Raw genomic sequence first — 23,554 nt, 5'->3', positions numbered from 1 at the left:
CACGGTGTGTTCGGGTGCCGGCGAGGGGCTGTGCGGTGGGGGCGGGTCAGCCCGTCATCCCCGACGAGGTGTAGCCCTCGATGAACCGGCGTTGGAGCAGCAGGAAGGCGATCAGGACCGGGATGACCATGATCATGCCGCCGGCGCTGACGAGCGTGTAGTTCTGGGTGTAGCCGGATTTGAAGGCGAAGAAGGCCGTGGAGACGGGCATCTTGTCGCTGCTCTGGATGAAGGTCACGGCGAGCAGGAACTCGTTGTAGGCCTGGAGGCCGGCGACGAGTGCGGCCGTCAGCAGTCCCGGCCAGGCCATGGGCAGGACCACGCGGGCGAACACCCGCCATTCACCGGCCCCGTCGAGCCGGGCGGCCTCCTCGTACTCCTTGGGCAGGCCGACCATGAAGGAGCGGATGAGCAGGGTGGCGAAGGGGCTGAAGACGGCCCAGTAGATGACGATCAGGCCGAACAGGCTGTCGTAGAGGCCGAGGTTGGTCCACAGGTAGAACAGCGGGACCAGGAAGAGCTGGATCGGCAGGGCCGTGGTGACCAGCAGGTAGTAGATGAAGAAGCTGCTGCCGGGCAGGCGCAGCCGGCTCAGGGCGTAGGCCGCGCAGCTGGAGATCACGCACACGCCGAGCGCGGTGCCGGTCACCACGACCGCGCTGTTGCGCAGGCCGACACCCATGTTGGCCTGCTGCCAGGCGTCGACGAAGTTGTGCCACTGCGGGTGCGTGGGCAGGCCGAGCGGGGAGTCGGTGAGGCCCGTGGGGGTCTTCAGCGCGTTGAAGGCGAACAGCAGCATCGGACCGACGGCGAACAGGGCGAGCAGGAGCAGGACGCCGTAGACCGCGTACCGGCCGGGGGACAACCGCCTGCCGGGGGCGCGCCGGGGAGTGGTCAGGGTGCTCAAATGTCCCACCCCCGGCGGCGCAGGCAGAGGAAGCCGGATACCGCGAGCACGCTGATCAGGGCCATCACGACGCCGATCGACGCGGCGTAGCCGGCGTCCTGGTTGGCGAAGGCGTTGCGGTAGAGGAGGGTGCCGAGCACGTCGGTGGAGCCGGCCGGGCCGCCCTGCGTGAGGATGTAGATGTAGTCGAAGATCAGGAACGACCAGATGACGGTCATCAGGCCCAGGAACATCAGGGTCGGCCGGATCCCGGGCAGCGTGATGTGCCAGAACTCCTGCCACAGGTTGGCGCCGTCCAGGCGGGCCGCCTCGTACTGCGAGGGGTTCACCGCCTGCATCGAGGCGAGGAAGATCACCACGAGGAAGCCCCACCACTGCCAGGTGTTGACGAACGCCACCGTGCCCAGGGCCAGATGCGGGTCACCGAGGAAGTTGACGTCCTTCAGCCAGGGGATGCCCAGGCCGGCGAGCCCGTTGCCGATGCCCTGGTCGGGGCTGAGCAGGCTCTCCCAGATCGATCCGGAGACCACGGTGGCCACGATGTACGGGATGAAGTAGGCGACCCGGAACAGCATCTGGAAGCGCTTGATACGGGTGAGGAGAAACGCTCCGAACAGTCCCATCGCCATGGGCACGGTGAGGAAGAACGCCGTCCACAGGATGTTGTGCCACAGCGCGTTGCGGAACTCCGGGTCGCCGAACAGGCGGGTGTAGTTGTCCAGGCCGATGAAGTGGGCCGGTCCCAGGCCCGTCCAGTCGGTGAAGGAGTACCAGACGGACAGGGCGCCGGGTACGGCGATCACCAGCAGGTTGACCGCGAGCAGCGGTGCGAGGAAGGCGAACGCGACGGCGGTACGGCGCAGCCTGCTGCGGCGCCTCGCGCGGCCGGGCGGCGCGGGTGGCGCCGCGGGCCGGTGGGCCTGGAGGACGGCCATGGGTCACGCCCCCTTCGGGGCGGGCACGGGCGGCCGGGCGCCGGCCTTGAGCTCCTGCTGGAAGAGCTTGTCCAGCCCCGCGCAGTAGTCCTTCGGGCTGAGGCCGCCGGTGAGCACCTTCTCCATCTGCTCGTAGATGTAGGTGTCCGACTTGGCAGGCCAGAAGGTCCAGGTCGTGTAGCCGATGTTGCTGCCCTCGCCGAGCTGGAGGTACTGGCGCTTGACCCGGGGGTCGATGTCCTTGGGGAAGTCCTTCTCGGTCATCTTGACGGGGGACGGTGCGACGCCCGTCGCGGCCAGGTACTCCAGCTGGCGGGCCGGGTCGGAGACGAAGTAGTCGAGTACGGCCACTGCCTGCTCGGGGTGGGTGCAGTCCTTGTTGACGGAGTTGGCGATGCCGATCGACAGCGGCTGCACCCCGGCGGGCACGCCGGTGTTCAGCGAAGGCAGGGGTGCCCAGTCCCAGGTCGCGTCGTTGCCGGCCGCCTTGCCGAAGTACGGGCCGATCTCGCTGAACGTCCAGGAGCCGCTGAACATCAGGGCCGCCTTGCCGCTCGCCAGGTCGCCGTAGAGGTCCGTGAACTTGTTGGTGAAGTAGCGGTCGGTGCTGCCGCCGAACCAGCCCTTGTCGAACCAGCCCTTGAGCGCGGCGATCGCGTCGACGAAGACGGGGTCGGTCCACCGGCGCTTTCCGGTGAGTGCCTCGTAGAGCGCCTCGGGGCCCGCGAAGGCGTTCCAGACCCAGGTCACGTGCCATTCGGTGGCGGCCTTCCACTCCGCGTTGCCCGCGCCGACCGGCATGATGCCCTTGTCCTTGGCGTCCTTGCAGAGGTCCTCGAACTCGGCCCGGGTGGTCGGCGGCTGCCAGCCGTGCCGGGTGAGCGTGGCCGGGTTGTAGAAGACGGCCATGGTCTCGAAGCTGGAGGGCAGCGAGTAGAGCTTGCCGTCGACCCGCCCGGCATCCAGCGCCCACGGCAGGAAGGAGTCCTGCCAGCCGGACTTCTCGACGTAGGGGTCCAGCGCCAGCAGACGGTGGTTGTCGGCGTAGTTCAGGGTCTGCGCCGGGCCGGTGGTGGTGATGAGGTCGGGGCCGCGGCCCGAGGCGACGGCGGTCTGGGTGAGCCGGTCGATGGTGTCGATCTGCTTGACGGTCATCTGCGCCTTGAGCGTCTTCGCCCCGGTGGCGGTCTTGTTGTAGGCGTCGACGAAGTGCTGCTGGAAGTACTTCTGGATGTCCGTGCTCGCGAACGCGCCCCAGTAGGTGACCTGGTTGCCCGCGGAGCCGCTGCCGGAGCCGCAGGCGGACAGGGCTGTCGCGCTCAGCGCGGCCGTGCCGGTCAGTTGCAGGAACCGGCGGCGGGAGAGTGGTGCGGGCATGACGGTGGCCTCCGCATTCTGGCGTGCCCGGTGGAGGTTGGGGTGGCGGGTCATCTGCTCGTCACCAGCCGTACGGTCCGGTCGGCGAGGTCCGAGATGCGGGAGCCGTCGAAGCCGCGGATCGCGCTGCGGGCGGTGTTGTTGAGCGGGGCGGTCCAGTGCCGGGGCAGCCGCTGCGCACCGGAGATGATCCCGGCGACGCTGCCGGCGGTGGCACCGTTGGAGTCGGTGTCCCAGCCGCCCTGCACGGTCAGCCCGACGGTGGCGGTGAAGTCACCGTCACCCCAGAGCAGTCCGGCCACGACCAGGGCGGCGTTGTTGACCGTGTGGACCCAGGAGTAGTGGCCGTAGCGGTCCTCGATGGCGGCCCGGGCCGCTTCCCAGGTGTCCCCGGCTCCATGCCGGCCGAGGACGAACCCGATCGCCTCCGCCAGCCGGCTGCCGGGCGGAACGCAGGTCAGGGAGGACTCGACGGCCTGGCGCGCGGTGCCCGTGAACGCGGCGGCCACCAGCGCGGCCGCCCACATCTCGCCGTACACGCCGTTGGCCGTGTGCGACAACGCCGCGTCGCGGTAGGCGAGTTCGGCGGCAGCCCGCGGATCTCCGGGGTGGACGTAGCCGAAGATGTCCGCGCGTATCTGGGCGCCGATCCACTCCCGGTACGGGTTGTCGATCCGGCCGGCGCCGGCGGGTGCGTGTCCGATGACGAGGTTGCGGTAGGTGGACCGCTCGGCGGTGAAGGTCTGGGTGTACGGGAGCCGGTCCAGCCATTCTGCGGCCACGTCCTCGCCCGTGTAGTGGAACCCGTACTCCTCCAGGATGTGCAGGCCCAGGATCGTGTAGTCGATGTCGTCGTCGCGGGCGCTCTCGGTGATCCGGCCGCGCGTGGTGTACGGCCAGAACTCGCGGAACTCGAAGCCCGCGGGCATCGGGTCGAGGACGGGGACGTAGTCGCGCAGCGGGTAGGCGTCCGCCAGCTCCAGGTAGGCGCGCAGGTGCCGGTACGTCCAGTGGTCGCCGTTCTCGACCGGCTTGCCGAGGTTGCAGCCCGCGCAGCGGCCGAGCCAGGCGCCGAGCACGCGGTCGCCCAGTTCGGGCTCGCCGATCGCGGTCACGGGCGGCGCGTCGGGCAGGGACGCGAGGATGGCGTCGAGGCCCTCCGGCTCGTCGTAGCCCCAGTCGGCCTTGCGTTCGGTGGTGCCGAGCTCGTCCAGGAGCCTGCGGGCCGTGGCGGCGTCGCCGCCGGTCACGGCCCGGTGCCCGGCCGCGGCGAGGTCGCCGAGCTCGTATCCGCTCTCCTGGCGCTGCGCGAGTTCCCAGCGCAGGAGTTCACGCGGATCGTGGGGCGGGTGGTCGTTCACCGTTCACTGCTCCTGTCGTTCATGTACGAGGTGCTCGATGTACTCGGGAGGGCGGCTCACGCCGATTCGCGGCGCACGAGGGAGTTGGCGATGACGAGCTCCCGGGCGGGCTCCGGCTCCTCCGCGGTCAGCTGCCGCAGGAGGGCTTCGCCGCAGGCTCGGCCCACCTGGCGCGCCGGGTTCACCACGGTGGTGAGCGCGGGGTGGACCAGGGAGGCGGCGTCGATGTCGTCGTAGCCGCTGACGGCCAGCTCGTCCGGTACGTGCAGGCCGAGCTTGCGGGCGGCGTCGAGGACGCCGATGGCGATGAGGTCGTTGGCGCAGGCGATGGCGTCCGGCCGGTCCTCCCGGTCCAGGAGCGTCTCGGCCGCTTCGCGTCCCGCGTCCCGGGTGTAGTCGCCCCGGAGGACGAGGTTCTCGTCGGCTTCCCGGTCGGCCTCGGCCAGTGCCCGGCGGAAGCCCGCCTCACGCAGATCGCTGGGGCCGGTGTGCAGGGGGCCGCCGATGTACGCCACCCGCTGCCGGCCCTGTTCGAGCAGGTAGCGGACCGCCTGGGCCATGCCGCCCTCGTCGTCGCTGCGGACCAGGTCGCCGAGGTCGGCGTCGAAGGGGCCGCCGCCGAGCCGCACCACCGGCATGGCCTTCCGGTGCTCCAGGAGGTCTTTGCGCGAGAGCTGGAACGGGGCGACGACCACGCCGTCGACCCGCCGCGTCGCCATCTCCCGCAGGTAGGCCAGCTCCTGCTCGCGGGTGCCGTCGGTGTTGCAGACGACCGTGCGGTACCCGGCCGGCACCAGCACGTCGTCCAGCCCGCGCAGCATCATCGGGTAGAAGGGGTTGGTCAGGTCGGGGACGATCAGACCGACCGTCATCGTCCGCCGGGTGCGCAGGCCCTGCGCGAGGGTGTTGGGCTGGTAGCCGAGCTCCTCGATCACCTGCAGCACGCGGGCCCGGGTCTTCTCCGAGACCGGTCGGCGCCCGGAGAGCACGTGGGAGACCGTGGTGACGGACACCCCGGCCCGTGCGGCGACTTCCGTCATGCCGACCTGAGTCACTCTCGACCTCCATGCAAAACGTTTGGCGTGGTGTGGCCGTCACCTTTGTCGCGCCGTTGCGGAGTTGTCAAGAGGTAAAACACGCATTACTAAACGATTTCTGGACGTCACTGCGATTTTTAGGTGAGCCCTTGACGGCGTCGGGGCGGTGGGGTTTGAGTGAGCGCGCAAATCGTCTTGCATCGTTGTGCAAGCACCGCACGCAAGGAAGGTGCCAGTGACTTCATCGTTCGAGCGCGTCTACGGCGCGCTCATCGGACAGGCGGTGGGCGACGCGCTCGGGGCGCCGACCGAGGGGCTCACCCGGGCTCAGATCGTCGAGCGGTACGGGTGGGTGTCGGACTTCGTCGACGACGACCCGGCCGGCACCGACGACACCGAGTACGCGGTGCTGACGGCCCGGGTGCTGCTGGCCCACGGCACGGGCCTCACTCCCGAGCAGGTCGGCGCCGCCTGGACCGAGAACCTGGTCAACCAGGTGGGCGGCTTCTTCGGTGGCGGGTTCAGCGAGATGACCGCGATCAACAACCTGCGGGCCGGTCTCACCCCTCCGGTCACCGGAAGCGACAACCACGAGATGTGGAGCGACGGCGCGGCGATGCGGATCGCGCCGGTCGGCATCCTGTGCGCCGGCGACCCGGCCGAGGCCGCCCGGCTCGCCGCGATCGAGGCCCAGGTGTCCCACGCCAAGGACGGGATCCGCTGCGCGCAGGTCGTGGCCGCCGGGGTCGCCGCCGCGATGACGGCCGCCTCCTGGGAGGACGTGGTCCAGGCCGCGCTCGCCGCGGTGCCGGCCGACTCCTGGACCGGGCGCACCGTCCGGCGGGCGGTCGACATCGGTTCCTCGCACACGGAACTGCCCGCCGCCCTGGACGAGCTCTACGAGCGCATCTCGATCTTCCACTACCCCTTCGCCGACGTCGGCCCGGAGGCAACGGCACTGGCGATGGGCGTCTTCACGGCCGCCCGGGGCGAGTACGTGCCGGCGGTGCTCGGCGGCACCAACATCGGCCGCGACGCCGACACCATCGCGGCGATGGCCGGGTCCATGGCCGGCGCCCTGCACGGCTCCGACGCCGTACCCGAGCCGTGGCGGCGGCGCATCAACGTCGTACGCGGCCACTGCATCGCCTCGACGGCCGGGACGGACCTGGCCGAACTCGCCCGCGAGCTGCACGCGGCGCTGACCGCAAAGGAGGTCGCGGCGTGACCGCACCCACCGTCACCCCCCTGGACCTGCGTGACCGCGCTCGCGGAGCCCTGCTCGGCCTGGCGATCGGTGACGCGGCCGGGCTGCCCGCCCTCTACCACCGCAGCGCGCGCTTCGACGACCCGCGCGCGTGGCTGTGGCACTTCGGCGCCGAGGCCGACTCCCACCAGGTCCTGCGCTTTCCGCTGCCGTTCACGCTGGGCCGCCCGGAGCCGCTGGAGCTCTCCGGGACGGACGACACCGAGTTCGCGGTGGCCGCGGCGCTCATCGTCCTCGGTGCCGGTGCCGACGCCACGCGCGAGGAACTCTTCGCGGGCTGGCGGAAGCTGGTGGTCGACCGCGCCGACGAGGTGTGGTCGGGCATCGCCGAACGTTCCTCGATCGTCAACACCCTGGCGGGTCTGGTGCCGCCGGCCACCGGGAACGACAACCCGGCCTGCTTCGACGACGGCGCCGTGGCGCGTGCCGTACCCGTCGGCATCCGCTGGGCGGGACACCCCGACCGGGCCGCCGGCGTCGCCACCCGGCTCGCCGAGATCACCCACGCCGACGACGGGGTGTGGGCCGCGGCCGCCATGGCGGCGAGCATCGCGGCGGCGCTGGCGGGCGCGGACCCGGCCGAGGCCGTGCGCGTCGGCGCCGGCCGGATCCCGCCGGACACCTGGCTCGCCCGGCAGACGACGCGGGCGCTCGGCCTCGCCGAGGCGGCCCCCACACCACTGGACCTCGTCGCGGACCTCAACGACCAGGTGGCGAACGCCTCCTACAGCTTCGGCACGGTCGCCCCGGAGACGCTGGCCGCCGCCTTCGCGATCGTCCGGGCGACCGACGGGGACCCGGTCACCGCGCTGCCGCTGGCCGGCATGGTCGCCAAGCAGAGCGACAGCATGCCCGCGATGGTGGGGGCCCTCACCGGCGCCCTGAACGGGGCCGGCGCCCTGCCGCGGCGGTGGCAGGAGAAGGTGGACCGGGTGCGGGGCCACTGCCTGCCGCATCTCGCGGGCACCTCCCTGACCGCGGTGGCCGACGACCTCGTCGACGCGAGCGGCGGCGAACCCCGGCACTGACGCGGTCGGGATCGCGACCGCGACCGGCAGCCTCGGCTCGACCTCGTGGTGACCGTCGCAACGACCGCCCCGGCCAGGGAAGAGCGTCGCGGGGCCGTTCACCGAGCGGGTGCCGGACGGCAAGGGGGCCGACCAGGCCACCGCCGCCCGGGTCGGCACTCGGTCAGCCGGTCAGCCGACCAGTGCGGCCGGCCGTACGGCCTCCGGTCCGAAGCGGCGGCGGGCTCGGTCCGCGGCGGCTTCGGCTGCGCGGGCGCGGGCGTCGCCGGGGTCCAGGGAGAGCTGGCGGTATGCGGTGCCGGCCGGCCGCAGGTCGTCGGCGCGGACCACGTAGGCACGCACGCGTGCGCGTTGCAGTCCGAGAGAAGCCAGCAGACCCAAGGCTGTCGCGGCGAGGGCGGGTGAGTGGTCGGTGGCTTCCGGCAGGGCACGCGTGCGCGTGGTGGAGCTGCGGTCGGCGTACCGGACCGTGAGGGTGACCCGGCCGGCGACCTGGCGCTCGCCGCGCAGACGCCCGCCGATCCGGTCGGTGAGCCCCAGGACGGTTCGGCGGTGTTGTGCCGCGTCGAGGCAGTCCTGGTCGAGTACCTGCTCGGCGGTCAGGTACGCCGCCGGTTCCCTGGGGGTGACCGGGCGGGGGTCGTGACCGCGGGCGCGTTCGGCCAGCAGTCGCGCCTGGGCGGTGCCGAGGAGTCGTTGCAGGGTCGCCGGGGGCAGGTCGGCGAGCTGGCCGATGGAGTGCAGGCCGTACCGGGTGAGGGTGGTCGCCGTGGCGCGGCCGATGCCCGGCAGCGCGGTGAGCGGGCGGGGGTACAACCACTCGGCGGCCCGGTCGGCGGGGACCCAGGTGGCCTCCCCCGGCGCGGACGCGTCGGCCGCCATCGCCGCCAGCATCCGGTTGCCCGCGAGCCCTGCGCTGCTGTCGATGCCGTAGTGGGCCTTCAGCCTCATCATCGTCGCCTGAACCATGTCATAGGGAGACAGGTCGAAGTACCGGAGCGCCGAGGTCAGGTCGAGTTGGACGGCGTTGGGCGGAACGGCCTGGACGTGCGGCGTGACATTGGACATCAGTTCGATTATATCGGCGTACTGGGCCTCGGTCAGTGAGGCGTGCAGGTGGAGGTGGGCGATGTGCCGCTGACGTGTACCCATGCCGCTCATCCCGCGCTCCCGGGGCTTCGGTGGCCGAACTTCTTCAGGTCGGCGGAGCGGGTGCCGGCGGGCTGGAGGTCGGCGTAGGGATGGAGGCGGGCGCCCGCGGTGCCGTCGGCCAGGGTGCGCTGCGGCTGGGCGGGGGTCGGGTGCGGGCGGCTCGTGCCGAGGAGGGCGAGGGCGGCCTGGGGACCGTGGTCACGGCGGGCGGCGGCGATCTCGTCCAGGTCCCAGGCCATGGAGCCGACGACGGTACGACGGGTACCGCGCACCTGGACCGTGCCCCGGACCAGGAGCAGTCCGCTGTGGAAGACGGTGTACGCGCAGGCCGGGTGCGAGTCCTCGAAGAACGCCAGGTCGACCAGCCCTGACCCGTCCTCCAGCGTGACGAAGATGATCCGCTTGCCGCTCGCGATCGGCGGGGTCTGGGTCGAGGCCCGCACCCCGGCCACGAGGACCTGCTGTCCGGCGCGCATGGCGGCCAGGTGCGCCGCGTCGGTCGCGCCGATCTCGCGCAGCAGCCGGTGATGGTGCTCCATCAGGTGCCGGGAGACGTCGATGCCGAGGGTGCTCAGCTCGGCGCTCAGGGCCTCGCGGCCGGTCATCTCCGGCAGCCCGCTCGGCTCGGCTCCGCCGACGGCGTCCGCGGTGATGGGCAACTGGCCCTTGCCCGCGGACCGGGTCCGGGAGGCCCGGTGGAGCTCGGCGATCTGGAGCAGCAGGTCACGACGCGTGAGGCGGCCGTCGTGCAGACGGTTCAGGGCGCCGATCTCGGCGAGACGTTCGGCAATCGGTCTGCTGGGACGGGCCCGCTGCCAGAAGTCCGACAGCGATCCGTACGGCTGCCCCTCCTCGATCCGGGCACACTCCTCCTCGCTGATGCCGTGCACCGCAGACAGGGCGAGCCGCACACCCCACCGGTCTCCGTCGGCCTTCTCCACGGTGTGCCGCACCCGGGAGTTGTTGACGTCGACGGGCAGGACGGGGACGCCACCGCGGCGGGCGTCGGCGACGAGGACCCGCTTGGGCCACATCCCGGGGTCGTGTTCGAGCAGCCCGGCCAGCAGGAACGCCGGGTGGTGCGCCTTGAGCCAGGCGCTCTGCAGCGCCGGTACGGCGAAGGCGACCGCATGGGCCCGGCAGAAACCGTACGCCCCGAAGGCCTCGACCGTCTTCCACACCTCGTCCCGTACGGCCGCGCTGTAACCACGCGCGCGGGCCTTCTCGTGGAACCAGTCCCTGATCCCGGGCAGTTGCTCCTTGTCACCGAGCGCCCGCCGGGTGATCTCCCCGAAGGCCCGGTCGCAGCCGGTCAGCACCCGCAGCGTCTCGATGATCTGCTCGTGCCAGATGGTCACTCCGTAGGTGTCCGCAAGCACCGGCTCCAGGTCCGGGTGGGCGTACGAGGGGGTACCGCCGTGCCGGGCGGCGATGTACCGCTCGGGCATGCCACCGGCGACCGGACCGGGGCGGAAGAGGCTGATGTCGGCGATGACGTCCTGCACGTCACGGGGCTGGAGCCGGGACAGCAGGTCCTGCTGGCCCGGCGACTCCAGTTGGAACAGCCCCAGCGTCTGGCTGGCCTGGATGAGCTTGAAGGCGAAGACGTCGTCGAGCGGGACCTGTTCGGGATCGTCCAGGTCGATGTGGTTGCCGGTGGTCCGTTCGATCTCCGTGACCGCATGGGCCATCGCGGACTGCATCCGGACGCCCAGGACGTCGAGTTTGATGTTGCCCAGCGCCTCGATCTCCTCCTTCGCGGCCATGGCCATGGGGTAGTCGCCCTGCGGGGTGGGCTGTACCGGCAGCCGGTCCAGGAGGGTGGCGTCGCTGATGACCACGCCGCAGGGGTGCATGGCCATGCCGTGGACCAGGGAGTCGAGGCCCTCGGCGAGTTCCCACAGGGGGCCGTAGCGGTGTGCCTCGGCGGCCAGTTGCCGTAGTTCGGGCAGTTCGGCGAGGGCGCTGGTGATGTCGCAGGCGCGCAGGTGCGGGAAGCTCTTGGCGATCCGGTCCACGTCCGCGGGCGCGATCCCCAACGCGAGACCGGCGTCACGCAGGGCCCGGCGCGCCCGGTAGGTCTCGGGCATCGCGGTCACCGCCACCCGTTCCTTCCCGAAGCGTTCGAAGATGGTGTCGTAGCACTCCAGGCGACGGGCGGACTCCACGTCGATGTCGATGTCGGGCAGCGACTCCCGGCGCCTGCTGAGGAAGCGTTCGAACAGCAGGCTGTGGTCGAGCGGGTTGGCGGTGGCGATGTCCAGGGCGTGGCAGACCAGGGAGCCGGCGCCGGAGCCGCGGGCCGCGACCCGGATGCCCTTGGCCCGGATGTCGGCGACGACCTGTCCGACGGCGAGGAAGTACGCGTCGTAGTTCCAGTGGGAGATGACGGCGAGTTCCTCGTCCAGCCGGGCGAGCGCCTCCCGGTCGCGGTCGAGGCCGCGTCGGGCCAGGCCGGCCTCGCTGCGCAGGCGGAGCAGCCGGGCCGCGCCGTCGGCTCCGGGCTCGGCGCCGAAGAGCGCCGGTTCAGGGAGGTGCGGGGTGCCGAGGCCGAGGTCCGCCTTCGGATCGACGGTGCACGCGTCCGCGGTGGCGGCGGTGTCCGCCAGCAGCCGGTGGGCCCTGCGGTCGTCCGTTCCGGCGCAGTCGGTGATCATGCGGGCGACGGCCGCCATCCCTCTCTCGTCCCTGAGCCAGCGCTGCCCGCTGTCCAGGCGGCGCCGGTCGATGGGCCGCAGCAGCCTCGCGGCGTCCAGGACATCAGCAAGTCGATGCTGTTCCGGATCGGCGTAGCGGACGGCGTTGGAGAGCACGGCGGTGGTGCGGGTGCGGTCGGCCAGGGCGAGGGTGCGGGCGGCCAGGCGCAGGGATCCCGGACCAGTGCCGGAACGTTTCTGCGCGACGGCTTCCAATCGAACATCCCTCCCGAAGATCTCCTGCCAGGGCGCCAGCAGCTTCATCGCGACGTCCTCCCGCCCCACCGACAGCGCCCGCACCGGCTCCGAGAGCGGTCCGAGCAGCACGGTCAGGCCGGGGCCGCCGTACTCGCGCAGCGCCTCCCACGGCACCACCGGCGGCGTGCCGGACACGGCGCCGACATGGGCGGCCGACGTGATGCGGCACAGCCGGGCCCAGCCCTCCCGGTCCTGGGCGAGCAGCACGAACCGCAGCGGCGGCTCGACGACGTGCGCACCGCCGCGCGCCGGGGTGCGGCGGCGGCGGCCGGGCGGCGGGGGCGCCAGGGCCGCCACCGCGAGGTCGATACCGAAGACCGGCCGGACCCCCTCCTTCGCGCAGGCCTGAGCGAATCGAACAGCTCCGGTGACCGTGTCCCGGTCGGTGAGCGCGAGCGCGGACATGCCCCGCTCGGCCGCCCGCTGGACGAGCTGCTCGGGATGGGAGGCGCCGTAGCGGACGGAGTAACCGGACGCGACGTGCAGATGGGCGAAGCCCGTCATGCCGCACCTCCATCACTCCACCCCTTTTCAGCCACACACCCGATACGCCCGATATGTTCATCGTACTCGCGTTCGATTACTCTAACCCCACCAGCCCCGGTCAGCGACCCCACATTCGAACACATCAGCGATTTTCTGGCGGGGCGAACAGTGACCGAAAGACGCCGCACCGCCGGTCCGACCTGACCCGGGGGCGGCGGCCACCCTGGTTTGACGGCGATCCGCCGGCCGGTCCGACCTGACCCGGGAACCGCGTCGCGAGCGGGGTGGAGGGCGGTCCCGCGCTGCCCTCCGCCTGGAATGCGGATCCCGCTCGACCCGCGCTTCCACGGCGAGCCGACCCGGGTGTCCACGTCACGCGGCGCACGTGTCCTGCCCCGGCAGCGCTTCTGGCTCCGGGTCGCCGAGCCCCTCCCCCACGACGCGCTGCTCCGGTCCCGTGCGCTCACCTACGCTTCGGACCTGTTCCCGCTGTCCACCGCGCCGCACACCGGCCCGCCCGAGCTGCTCCGGCGCTGGTCACCGCCCGCGAAGGGGAGCAGTTACGCTGAGGCCATGCCTGCCTCCCGCCGTACCGCGCGCCAGACCGATCTGCTGGAGCGTCTGGTCGCGCTGCTGACGGCCGAGGGCTTCGCGTCGTTCACTCTGGACGAGCTGACCGAGCGGCTGCGGTGCTCGAAGACGACGTTGTACCAACTGGCCGACAGCAGGCAGGAATTGGTCCGGGAAGCGGTCAAGCACTACTTCCGGGAGGCCACCAAGTCCGTCGAGAAGCAGGTGGCGATCGTCTCCGAGCCGTCGGACCGGGTGGTGGTCTATCTGAACGCCGTCGCCGCGGAGCTCAAGCCGCTTTCCCGGCAGTTCCTCGACGACATGGCCCGGTTCGAGCCCGCCCGCGAGGTGTACGAGGCCAATACGCGCATCGCCGCGGGCCGGTTGAGGCAGCTCATCACGGAGGGCGTCGCGGCCGGCGCCTTCCGGGACGTCCACGCGGCGTTCGTGGGCGAGGTCGTCGCCGCCACCATGCAGGAGATCCAGCGGGGCGAGATCTCCACCCGTACCGGGCTGACCGACTCCGAGGCGTACGCCGAGCTGGCCTCGCTCATCGTCCACGCGGTCTCGCCCTGAGCGGAGCCGGTCACGGCCGGACGCCCCAGTCGCACAGCACCTCCTCGGTGTGGGCGCCGGGCACCGCGGGCGCCGACGGCCGGCGGCCGGGGGTGCGGGAGAACCGCGGGGCCGGTGCGGCCTGGAGGATGCCGTCGGCCTCGACCAGGGTGCTGCGGGCCACCAGATGAGGGTGCGCGCCCGCCTCGGCAAAGGTCAGCACGGGTGTCACACAGGCGTCCGACCCGGCGAAGTGCGCGACCCACGCGTCGCGCGTACGGGAGGCGAACAGCTCGGCGAACCGGGCCCGCAGCGCCGGCCAGCCGCCGCGGTCGTCCTGCGCGGGCCTGTGATGCGGGCATAGAGGAGACCGGGGTTCCGGCTGCCGCAGTCGTCAGGGCCGCCCCCGAGCCGTTCGGCGACCTCCGGACGCAGGCCCTCGATCAGGACGTCCGCGCGGGCGGCCAGCACCGGCACCAGGGCTCGGCCCTCGGGCTCCTTGAGATCCGCGCAGACCGACCGGCGGCCGCGCAGCACGAGTCGGGCGCGGCCGGCGCCCCGAGTCGGAGCGCGCGGCCCGCGGGCCGTTCGACACGCACCACGTCTGCTCCGAGATCGGCCAGCACCATGGCCGCGTGCGGGGCGGGGCCGAGCCCGGCCGGCTCGGGAACGCGCAGACCCGCGAGGGGGCCAGCGGATCCGGCTCTGGGAAGCATGGCTTTACCGTACCTCAAGCGATACGGTAGTACTGTTTTCCGTATCAATCTTTCGCAGTGTTCACATCCGAGGGACTGCCATGCCCGCTACCCGAACGCTCCCCACAGCGGAAGCCGTCGACCTGATCGGCCTGACCCGTGAGCTGGCCGAGAAGGAGCTGGCACCACGCGTCGGCGAGGCCGAGGCCGAGGAACGCTTTCCGCGCGAGGTCTTCCGCACCCTCGGCCGGGCCGGCCTGCTGAGCCTGCCCTACCCCGAGGAGTACGGCGGCGGTGGCCAGCCGTACGAGATCTACCTCCAGGTCCTCGAAGAGATCGCGGCCGTGTGGTCCAGCGTCGCGGTCGGCGTCTCCGTGCACGCGCTGTCCTGCTTCGGCCTCGCCGCCTTCGGCACCGCGGAACAGAAGCGGGAGTGGCTGCCCCGGATGCTCGGCGGCGACCTGCTCGGCGCCTACTGCCTGTCCGAGGCGCACGCCGGCTCCGACCCCGGGGCGCTGCGCACCCGGGCCGTACGGGACGGCGACGACTACGTGCTCAACGGCGCCAAGGCATGGACCACCCACGCCGGGCACGCGGACTTCTACACCGTCATGGCGCGCACGTCCGACGACGGCCCGCACGGCATCTCGTGCTTCCTCGTCCCGGCCGACACGCCCGGCGTGGCCAGCGATCCCCCCGAGCGCAAGATGGGCCTGACCGGTTCGGCCACCGCCACCGTCCGGCTGACGGACGTGCGCGTCCCGGCCCGCCGCCGGCTCGGCGAGGAGGGCCAGGGGCTCGCCATCGCCCTGGCCTCACTGGACTGCGGACGACTGGGTATCGCGGCGGTGGCGGTCGGTCTGGCCCAGGGCGCGCTGGACCACGCGGTGAACTACGCGCGGGAACGGGAGACGTTCGGCCGGGCCATCATCGACCACCAGGGCCTGGCCTTCGTCCTCGCGGACATGGCCGCGGCGGTCCAGTCCGCGCGCGCCACCACACTCGCCGCGGCGCGGCTCAAGGACCAGGGTCTGCCGTTCGGCAGCGAAGCGTCCATCGCCAAACTGGTGGCCACCGACAACGCCATGAAGGTCACCACCGACGCGGTCCAGGTGCTGGGCGGCTACGGCTACACCCGCGACTTCCCGGTCGAGCGCTACATGCGCGAGGCCAAGGTCATGCAGATCTTCGAGGGCACCAACCAGATCCAGCGTCTGATCATCGGCCGGACGCTGAAGAAGCACGACCGCGGCACCCTCAGGGTGCGGAACCAGGAGAACTGACGCGCATCGGCCCCTCGATGCGGATCCCCGGCAAGAAGGGCGTGCACGACCTGGGCCTGTACGCCAAGGTCGTGCAGGCCAACCTCATCGGCACGGTCAACGGCCGGGCCGGCCGATCCCGCTCCCCCGCCGGCGTCAGAAGCCGCGTCGGCCGGTCACACGGTGAGGCCGGTGCCGATCGCCTTGAGCTCCGTGTACTCGTCGAACCCGTGCCGCCCGTACTCGCGGCCGAAGCCGCTGTTCTTGAACCCGCCGAACGGCGCGTCCCAGTGGCGCGGCGCGCCGTTCACGGAGAACACACCGGTGCGCACCGCGCGCGCGACCTCGATGCCGTGCTCGGGGTCGGCGGTGAAGACCGCTCCGCTCAGGCCGTACGGCGAGTCGTTGGCGATCCGGACGGCATCCGCCTCGTCCTCGTAGGGGATCACCACGACGACGGGCCCGAAGATCTCCTCCTGCGCGATACGCATCGAGTTGTCGACGTCGGCGAAGAGCGTGGGCCGGACGTAGTACCCGGACTCCAGGCCCTCGGGCGCGCCGGGGCCGCCGGTGACGAGGCGGGCGCCCTCCTCGATGCCGGTCTGAATGTAGGACTGCACCCGGTCGCGCTGGCCCTCGCGGACCATCGGGCCGATGAAGGTCTCGGGGTCGGACGGGTCACCGACCTTCAGGCTCCCGGTCAGTGTGCCGAGCGCGGCCACGATCTCCTCGTAGCGGCTGCGCGGCGCGAGGACCCGGGTGAGGGCCACGCACGCCTCCCCGTTGTTCGAGAAGCTGCCGTACCGGATCCCCTCGGCCAGCCGCCCGAGATCGGCGTCCTCGAGGACGATCGCCGCCGACTTGCCGCCGAGTTCCAGGCTGACCCGCTTGAGCTGTCCCGTGGCCACGGACGCGATCTTGCGCCCCGCCGCGGTGGAGCCGGTGAAGGCGATCTTGTCGACGCCCGGGTGGCCGACGAGGTACTCGCTGACCTCGCGGTCGGCCGGGACCACGCTGATCACTCCCTCGGGGAGTCCGGCCTCGACGAGCAGTTCACCGAACCGGACGCCGTCGAGGGCGGTCTCGGGAGACGGCTTGAGCACGACGGCGTTGCCGGCCAGCAGCGCGGGGACCAGCTTGACCTGCGCCGACTGCTGCGGGGCGTTCCAGGGGATGACCGCGGCCACCACCCCGACCGGCTCGCGCCGCACCAGCGTCCGCAGACCCGAGGGGTCCACGAGCTCCTCTTCCCAGGGGTGGTCGGCGGCCAGGCGCAGGAAGTCGTCGGTCCGGTCGTTGACGAGGTTCTGCAGCATGGTCGTGAACCAGATGGCCGAGCCGTTCTCCGCGGTCGTCAGCGCGGCCAGCTCCGTGGCCTCGGCACGGTGGAGGCGCGCGAAGCGAGCGATCACCTCGGCCCGCTCGCCCGGGGTCATCCGGGGCCAGGGCCCCTCGTCGAACGCCCGGCGCGCCGCGGCCACGGCCCGGTCCACGTCCTCCCGCACGGCTTCCGGAGTGTGTCCGGCAACGCGGCCGTCATGCGGTGAACGGATCTCGAAGACCCGCTCGGAGGCGGGTTCGACCCAGTCCCCTCCGATCAGCAGCTTCGTGTACTCGTAACGCCCTGACGGGTGGATGTGCTCGCTCATGATCTTCCCTTGCTCGGAGGCGGTAGTGCCTGCACGAATTAGTGAAACATGGGTGCACTAACAACACAACATCGTTTCGCTAACAACGCAACGGTGTTGCGCTAATATGCCTCCATGACCTCTTCGTTCCAGCGCGCACGCCGACCGGAGCACAAGGAGCAGCGCCGGCAGGACATCCTGGACGCCGCCGCCACCCTCGGGCGGCGCGACGGTGTGCGGGCGGTCACCCTCACCGACCTCGCCGGCGAAGCCGGCGTGCACAAGTCGGCCGTCCTGCGCTACTTCGAGTCCCGCGAGGCGGTCTTCCTCCTCCTGACCGCGGACGCCTGGCAGGACTGGGCCGCGGCCGTCGAGGAACACCTGGCCGAATCGGCCGGCCCGCAGCGGGTCGCCGCCGTTCTCGCCGAGACGCTCGCGAGCCGGCCGCTCTTCTGCGACCTGCTCGCCCACGCGCAGCTCAACCTCGAACGCGGCGTGTCCGAACAGGAGGTCCGGGCCTTCAAGGTCACGACCCTGGCCGCCGTCGACCGCATCGCCGACACCCTGACGTCCGCCATGCCGTCGGTGTCCCGGAGCCAGGCCATCGACGTGATCGCCGGCGTGACGGCGATGGCCGCATCGCTGTGGCAGACCGCGAACCCGCCGGAGACCCTCGCGCGCATCTACGCCCAGGATCCCGCCTTCGCCCACTCGCCCACGGAGTTCGCCCCCCGCCTCGAACGACTGGTGGCACTGCTGCTGATCGGCACCGCCGTGACGGCGGAGGGCGAGGGCGCCGACCGGGACGAGTGACGCGGCGACGAGCAGCACGGCACCGGCACCGGCACCGGCACCGGCCTGGCGGGTCGTACCGCCTCCGGCTCATGACGCACTATCAGGGCCCTCGCCGATCTGGACCTCCTGGCGGCCGAGCCGGCCGACCGGGTCGCCACCTCCGAGACGGGACTCTCCGGGGCGTCGGTCGTGGGCACGGACGACAGTGGTGGGCAAGAAGTTCGACGTGCTGGCGGCCGCCAACCCGGTGTGCGGTGAGAGCACCGGAGAGACGGTCGGCTGAGCCGCTCCACCCTGCGGATCCCGACCGGACGGAAAGGCCCTGCCCCCTCGGAGGGGGCAGGGCCTCGCCGGAACACGGCGCGTGCCGGCCGATCGAGGTGCCGGTGGCCGGGCCTCGCCTCAGCCGATCTGGGCCCCCGTGGCCGACAGTGCCTCCGTCACCGGCTGGAAGAACGTCTCGCCGCCGGAGGTGCAGTCGCCGCTGCCGCCCGAGGTCAGGCCGATCGCGTTGCTGCCCGAGAAGAGCGAGCCGCCGCTGTCGCCGGGCTCGGCGCACACGTCGGTCTGGATGAGTCCGCTCACGGTGCCCTCGGAGTAGTTCACGGTGGCGTTGAGGCCGGTGACCGTGCCGTCGTGGACCTGGGTGGTGGAGCCGCTGCGGGTCACCTTCATGCCGACGGTGGCCTCGGCCGCGCCGGTGATCTGCTGGGCGGAGCCGTTGTAGAGGTCGACCTCGCTCGGGTGGTCCACGTCCGAGGTGTACTTGACGAGTCCGAAGTCGTTGCCGGGGAAGCTGGACTGGGCGTTCTGGCCGATCACGTTGCCCGAGGAGTCCGACCAGCTGGAGATGGCCTCGGTGCAGTGCCCGGCGGTCAGGAAGTACGGTTCGCCGTCCTTGACCACGTTGAAGCCGAGCGAGCAGCGCCCGCCCGACCCGCTGATCGCGTCGCCGCCGGCGATGAAGGGCTTGAACTCCCCCTTCGACTGCCGGAGTTCGACCTTCTCGCCGAGACCGTCGACGACCTTGGTGAGCTTGGCCAGCTCGGCCCCGGTGACCGTCCTGTCGGCGGTGACGACGACCTTGTTGCCGACCGGGTCGGTCGCCCACGAGGTGCCGGGGATGGTCGCGTCCTGCTTCAGGGTGGTGCGCGCGCCGTCGAGTTCGGCGAGGGAGTTGGCGACGAGTCTCGCCTTGGCCCCGGCCGCCTCGACGGCCTTGGCGGCGGTGTCGTCGAGCACGTTGACGACGAGGTTCTTCGACCCGGCGTCGTAGTAGGTGCCCGCCGCGTCGCTGCCGAGGTCGGCGGCGAGCGTCGAGGCGAGCTTTCCGGCCGCCGGGGCGGACAGGATCTGCGGTACGGCGGTCTTGGCGGGCTCGCTCGCGTTCGCACTCTGGAAGGTCACTCCGGCGGCGACGAGCGCGGCGACACCCGCGCCGGCGAGCGCCGCCCGGCGCCTGGGTATGCGTCGGTGCTTCAACTCACGTCCTCCTGTGGGGGGTCGGCCCGTGAGGTTGTGGGGACCTCAAGGGCCGGAAGGCTGGTTGACGGCCGCCCACTATTCCGAGCCCCACAGGGAGCACACAAGGTCGACTTCAGGTCTCGCGTGCGCGGATGTTGTGCGCCCCCCGTGTGCGGGCCCTTCACAGCCGCCGATCACCGCAGGAGAATTCGCTCTGCAAACACTGCGGGCGAGCAACGGACGGCCGACAGTGACGTCCGCCCCGGCTGCCTCCCGGCTATCCCTGGCCGGAATTCGCACCTGCCGCCCCGTCGGCACCATCGGCCGCTGCCGCCGGGGGCAGTTGCTGCTGTGCCCGCTCCAGGAACCTCAGCAGCTCCACCGGGAACGGCAGCACCAGCGTCGAGTTCTTCTCGGCGGCGACCGCCACCACCGTCTGCAGCAGCCGCAGCTGGAGCGCGGCGGGCTGCTCCGACATCTCCTTCGCCGCCTCCGCGAGCTTCTTGGACGCCTGCAGTTCGGCGTCGGCGTTGATGACGCGGGCCCGGCGCTCCCGGTCGGCCTCGGCCTGCCGGGCCATGGACCGCTTCATGGTCTCGGGCAGCGAGACGTCCTTGATCTCGACGCGGTCGATGGTGACGCCCCACTCCACGGCCGGACTGTCGATCATCAACTCCAGGCCCTGGTTGAGCTTTTCGCGATTCGACAGCAGGTCGTCCAGCTCGCTCTTGCCGATGATGGACCGGAGCGAGGTCTGCGCCATCTGCGCGACCGCGAACCGGTAGTCCTCGACCCGGACGACCGCCTCGGCGGGCGAGGTCACCCGGAAGTAGACGACGGCGTCGACGCGCACGGTCACGTTGTCCCGGGTGATGCCCTCCTGCCCGGGCACCGGCATCGTGACGATCTGCATGTTGACCTTCTGGAGCCGGTCCACGAACGGGAGGATCATGGTGAACCCGGGTCCACGCACCTCCGGTCGGAGCCGGCCGAGGCGGAACACCACGCCCCGTTCGTACTGTTTGACGACCCGTGCCGCGGACATCGCGTAGACCGCTCCGACGGACACGAGAGCGGCTGCGGCCGCCACCAGCGCCTCGACCATGCCGGCCCCCAAGGGGTGACTGACTTCAACGATCCTTCGACGGTAACCCCGGGGTCGTACAAGGGCGAGCCCCCGTACGCCGGTTGCGTACGAGGGCTCGCCTGAAGCCGATCCGAAGCCGGTCCGAAGCCGATCCGAGGGGTCGTCAGCCGACGCTGACGCCGTAGTAGCTCAGCGCCTCGGTGACCGGCTGGAAGAAGGTCGTACCGCCGGAGGTGCAGTCGCCACTGCCGCCGGAGGTCAGACCGTAGGCCACGGAACCGCCGTAGAGCGGGCCGCCGCTGTCGCCGCCCTCGGCGCAGACCGTGGTCTGGATCATGCCGTAGACGATGTCACCGCTGCCGTAGTTGACGGTGGCGTTGAGCGCGGTGACCCGGCCGCTGTGGGTGCCGGTGGTCGAACCGCGGCGGTACACCGTCGTCCCGACGCTGGGCGTGGCCGCGCTGGAGATGGTCTGGCTGCCGACCGCGCTCGGGTGCGCGATCGAGGTGTTGGTGTACTTCACCAGCGCGAAGTCGTTCGTCGGGAAGCTGTAGCTCACGTTCGTGCCCAGGACCGTGGTGTGGCCGGAGTTGCTGTACCAGGTCGAGGCCACCTCACCGCAGTGCCCGGCGGTCAGGAAGTAGTACGTGCTCCCGCTGTGCACGTTGAAGCCGAGCGAACAGCGGTAGGCGCCGCCGTAGATGGCGTCGCCGCCGGTGATCAGCTTCTTGAAGGTGCCGTTGGTGTGCTTGATGGTGAGCGCGCCGGCGTCGGCGCCCGCCTGCCGTTTGATCTTGGCGATCTCGGCGTTGGAGACCGTGGCGTCGACGGTGACGACGACACGGTTGGTCTTGCTGTCGACGGCCCAGGCGGTGCCGGGGACGTCCGCCTTCAGAACGGAGCTGTTCACGGCCTTCAGCTCACTGGTGCTGAAGGTGTGAACGTCACTCGCGCTCGCGGTGGGGACGGCGAACGCTGCCGCGGCCAGGAAACCGGAGCCCACGGCGATCAGCCGGGTCCGTCTCGTGATACCGCTGCGGGGGGTCGTGCGCTTGATCCTCACTTTTCGTTCCCTCCCAGGGGAAGTCGGGGGCCCGCGTGGGGTCGGGGCCCGTGAGGCGCAGCCAGTGGGTGCCGCCCGGATTTCGGACACGCAATGCCCCTGACAAGCGCTGAGGGGGAGTATTCGGGCGAACGACCGGTACCCGCAAGGGTGCCTTTCGGCCGTGCGACCGTGTTCGAACCATGCCGACTTTGTGTGATCCTGTCGCGATCCGGGTGAGTTGACGCCCTGTCGATGTCCGTCGAATGTCCGTCGAACGCCTCAGGCGAGCTTCCGCTCCCCCGCCTCGACCGCGAGGTCCAGCGTGTTGCCCGGCGGCGGGAAAGGGCAGATGAAGTGGTCCGCGAAGGCGCACTGCGGCAGCTGCGCCCGGTTGAAGTCGACGGTGGTGGAGCCGTCGGCGGCCGGAGCGGCCGAATAGAGGAACCTGAACCGGAAGCTGCCGGCTCCGCCGGTGGTGTCGGCGAACACCGCCCACAGCCGGTCGTCGGGCTGCTCGGCGACCTGGAGCGTCAGCTCCCGGCCGGCCAGGGTGAAGCCGAGCTCCCCGGCGAGCACGAGCGCGCGCTCCACTCCGTCCGCGGTGCCGACGCGGACGGTGCGCGGGTCGTCGTCGTACGGCGTGAAGCGTCCCGGCACCGACCAGCGCGGGTCGTACGGGGTGGCGTCGATGCCCCGGAAGGCGCGGCGGGTCCCGGCGGCCGGGTCGTACTCCCGTACACCCCATATGTCCTCGCGGACCAGGACGACCAGCCGGCGCTCGCCGAGCGTGACCCGGGCCGACGGTTCGGGGTCGGCGGCGAGCCGGACCTCACCGGCGAAGGGCTCGCCGTCCAGGGCCAGGCCGTCGGCGGCCGTCGCGGTGAGCACGACGCCGTCCTCGTCGGCTGCCCAGATTCCGGGGAGGGCCGGGAGCCGGCCCTCCGGATGGTCCTCGATCCAGTGGCTGCCGACCAGCGCGAGCGGCCCGTACGGCGCCGACACCGTCTCCTCGCGGTGTTCGTGCCAGCGCTTCCAGTCCCCGGCCGCGTCCGCTTTCATACGATCAGTCCTTCCCATGCTCTCGTCACGACGCACGTCCCCTCTCCCCTATGCGCAAGGTATTTCACGGCGCCGCGAGTTGCCCGGCGGGCCGGGCGAGGCCGAGGTGCTCGCGCAGGGTGCCGCCCGGGTAGAAGGTGCGGAACAGACCGCGGTGCTGAAGGAGCGCCACGGTGCCGTTGACCAGCCGCTCCAGGTCGCGCCGCGGCTCGGCGGGGACCAGGTGGAAGCCGTCGGTGGCGCCCTCGCCGTGCCAGCCTGCGACCAGCTCCGCCAGATCCACCGGACCGCCCCGGTACAGCGGCCCCTGCACGGTCTGCCGGGGCCCGCCGCCCCCGTGTCCCGGCTCGGCCGCGCGCTCCCCGTCGCCCAGATCCACCACGAGACTCACCAGCACCCGCAAGGCGTCCGGCTCCCGCCCGAACTCCGCTGCCTGCCGCCGTAGTTCCTCCCGTACGGCAGCGGCCTGCGCGGAGCTCGCGGCCCGTACCAGGGCGACATCGGCGTACCGGGCGGCGGCCTGCCGGGCGGCGGGCTCGGTGGCGTCGGTCACCCGGACCGGCTGTTCCGGCGCGGGTCCGGGGGCCTCGCTCCACCGGCCGGCCCGGCCCCGGCTGACCCGGTCGAGGTGGGCGACGGCGGCCTCGGGCCCGGTCGTCACCGGCACCAGCCCGATCCGCCGGGTGGCCGGGGCCACCTGCGCCAGCACGGTGAGCGCGTCGGTCTCCGGCCACCCGAACCGGTCGTCGAGCGTCACGAAGTCCAGCCCCCCGCTCTCGGCCAGCCGCACCAGCTCGACGTAACGCTCCGCGTCGAAGACGCCGACCTGATCCACGGCGGCGGCCAGATGCAGCAGCCCCCGGCCGTACGAGCCGGTCATCACCACGAAC

Annotated in this window: 18 protein-coding genes and 1 pseudogene; 5 read left to right on the top strand and 14 right to left on the bottom strand. The window is 71.6% G+C overall.

The annotated features are described in order from the left end of the window. Positions 1 to 46: 46 nt before the first annotated feature. From ABT137_RS06995 to ABT137_RS06975, 5 genes are all read right to left on the bottom strand, one after another. Entirely contained in the window at positions 47 to 907 is an 861-nt protein-coding gene (locus ABT137_RS06995) for a carbohydrate ABC transporter permease (protein ID WP_351703723.1), read from the bottom strand. Next, positions 904 to 1,842, bottom strand: a complete 939-nt coding sequence (locus tag ABT137_RS06990) for a carbohydrate ABC transporter permease (protein WP_351703720.1) — start codon at positions 1,840 to 1,842, stop codon at positions 904 to 906. Before ABT137_RS06990 ends, ABT137_RS06995 begins: the two co-directional genes overlap by 4 nt. Before the next feature lie 3 nt (positions 1,843 to 1,845). Further along, entirely contained in the window at positions 1,846 to 3,219 is a 1,374-nt protein-coding gene (locus tag ABT137_RS06985; RefSeq protein ID WP_351703717.1) for an ABC transporter substrate-binding protein, read from the bottom strand. 50 nt (positions 3,220 to 3,269) lie between these two features. Further along, positions 3,270 to 4,334 carry an ADP-ribosylglycohydrolase family protein gene (locus tag ABT137_RS06980; protein ID WP_502984491.1) on the bottom strand — a complete coding sequence of 355 codons (1,065 nt, stop codon included), beginning with the start codon at positions 4,332 to 4,334 and terminating at the stop codon, positions 3,270 to 3,272. Positions 4,335 to 4,636: 302 nt separating this feature from the next. Beyond that, positions 4,637 to 5,635, bottom strand: a complete 999-nt coding sequence (locus tag ABT137_RS06975; protein ID WP_351703711.1) for a LacI family DNA-binding transcriptional regulator — start codon at positions 5,633 to 5,635, stop codon at positions 4,637 to 4,639. Between the two features lie 217 nt (positions 5,636 to 5,852). Between ABT137_RS06975 and ABT137_RS06970 the strand changes: the two genes are divergently transcribed. Further along, the gene (locus ABT137_RS06970) at positions 5,853 to 6,845 is read left to right on the top strand and encodes an ADP-ribosylglycohydrolase family protein (RefSeq protein WP_351703708.1); all 993 of its coding nucleotides are present in this window, start codon (positions 5,853 to 5,855) and stop codon (positions 6,843 to 6,845) included. Continuing rightward, complete coding sequence (locus ABT137_RS06965; protein WP_351703705.1) at positions 6,842 to 7,912, top strand: ADP-ribosylglycohydrolase family protein; 1,071 nt, start codon at positions 6,842 to 6,844, stop codon at positions 7,910 to 7,912. The genes ABT137_RS06970 and ABT137_RS06965 overlap by 4 nt, the downstream gene beginning before the upstream one ends. A 171-nt stretch (positions 7,913 to 8,083) precedes the next feature. Here the strand turns inward: ABT137_RS06965 and ABT137_RS06960 are convergent, their stop codons facing one another. Continuing rightward, complete coding sequence (locus ABT137_RS06960; RefSeq protein ID WP_351703702.1) at positions 8,084 to 9,064, bottom strand: DNA polymerase Y family protein; 981 nt, start codon at positions 9,062 to 9,064, stop codon at positions 8,084 to 8,086. Positions 9,065 to 9,069: 5 nt separating this feature from the next. After that, complete coding sequence (locus tag ABT137_RS06955) at positions 9,070 to 12,522, bottom strand: DNA polymerase III subunit alpha (protein WP_351703699.1); 3,453 nt, start codon at positions 12,520 to 12,522, stop codon at positions 9,070 to 9,072. Positions 12,523 to 12,822: 300 nt separating this feature from the next. Here ABT137_RS06955 and ABT137_RS06950 point away from each other — a divergent pair, with 300 nt between their 5' ends. Further along, complete coding sequence (locus tag ABT137_RS06950) at positions 12,823 to 13,650, top strand: TetR/AcrR family transcriptional regulator (protein WP_351703696.1); 828 nt, start codon at positions 12,823 to 12,825, stop codon at positions 13,648 to 13,650. A 10-nt stretch (positions 13,651 to 13,660) separates the two neighbouring features. Here the strand turns inward: ABT137_RS06950 and ABT137_RS51005 are convergent. Next, positions 13,661 to 14,345: pseudogene (locus ABT137_RS51005) on the bottom strand (CoA transferase). Positions 14,346 to 14,425: 80 nt separating this feature from the next. On the opposite strand from ABT137_RS51005, the gene ABT137_RS06935 reads away from it, so the two are divergent. Beyond that, the gene (locus ABT137_RS06935; RefSeq protein ID WP_351703693.1) at positions 14,426 to 15,607 is read left to right on the top strand and encodes an acyl-CoA dehydrogenase family protein; all 1,182 of its coding nucleotides are present in this window, start codon (positions 14,426 to 14,428) and stop codon (positions 15,605 to 15,607) included. 155 nt (positions 15,608 to 15,762) lie between these two features. Here the strand turns inward: ABT137_RS06935 and ABT137_RS06930 are convergent, their stop codons facing one another. Further along, entirely contained in the window at positions 15,763 to 17,235 is a 1,473-nt protein-coding gene (locus ABT137_RS06930; protein ID WP_351703690.1) for an aldehyde dehydrogenase, read from the bottom strand. A 114-nt stretch (positions 17,236 to 17,349) separates the two neighbouring features. Between ABT137_RS06930 and ABT137_RS06925 the strand changes: the two genes are divergently transcribed. Beyond that, positions 17,350 to 18,027, top strand: coding sequence for a TetR/AcrR family transcriptional regulator (locus tag ABT137_RS06925; protein WP_351703688.1), 678 nt, complete (start codon positions 17,350 to 17,352; stop codon positions 18,025 to 18,027). Positions 18,028 to 18,411: 384 nt separating this feature from the next. On the opposite strand, the gene ABT137_RS06920 is transcribed toward ABT137_RS06925, so the two are convergent. The 5 genes from ABT137_RS06920 to ABT137_RS06900 form a co-directional block, all read right to left on the bottom strand. Next, positions 18,412 to 19,491 carry a S1 family peptidase gene (locus tag ABT137_RS06920; RefSeq protein WP_351703685.1) on the bottom strand — a complete coding sequence of 360 codons (1,080 nt, stop codon included), beginning with the start codon at positions 19,489 to 19,491 and terminating at the stop codon, positions 18,412 to 18,414. 259 nt (positions 19,492 to 19,750) lie between these two features. Next, positions 19,751 to 20,578, bottom strand: coding sequence for a slipin family protein (locus ABT137_RS06915; RefSeq protein WP_351703682.1), 828 nt, complete (start codon positions 20,576 to 20,578; stop codon positions 19,751 to 19,753). A gap of 145 nt (positions 20,579 to 20,723) precedes the next feature. Further along, positions 20,724 to 21,623: a S1 family peptidase gene (locus ABT137_RS06910; RefSeq protein WP_351703679.1), complete on the bottom strand. Its 900-nt coding sequence runs from the start codon at positions 21,621 to 21,623 to the stop codon at positions 20,724 to 20,726. A gap of 261 nt (positions 21,624 to 21,884) precedes the next feature. Then, the gene (locus tag ABT137_RS06905; protein ID WP_351703676.1) at positions 21,885 to 22,664 is read right to left on the bottom strand and encodes a DUF1684 domain-containing protein; all 780 of its coding nucleotides are present in this window, start codon (positions 22,662 to 22,664) and stop codon (positions 21,885 to 21,887) included. Positions 22,665 to 22,728: 64 nt separating this feature from the next. After that, positions 22,729 to 23,544: an LLM class flavin-dependent oxidoreductase gene (locus tag ABT137_RS06900; RefSeq protein WP_351703673.1), complete on the bottom strand. Its 816-nt coding sequence runs from the start codon at positions 23,542 to 23,544 to the stop codon at positions 22,729 to 22,731. Between the last annotated feature and the right edge of the window lie 10 nt (positions 23,545 to 23,554).

The organism is Streptomyces sp. NPDC001980 (genome assembly GCF_040296885.1).
In the GTDB taxonomy this organism is placed as follows: domain Bacteria; phylum Actinomycetota; class Actinomycetes; order Streptomycetales; family Streptomycetaceae; genus Streptomyces.
The sequence above is the reverse complement of the archived record's forward strand: the minus strand, read 5'-3'. Positions and strand labels throughout refer to the sequence as shown.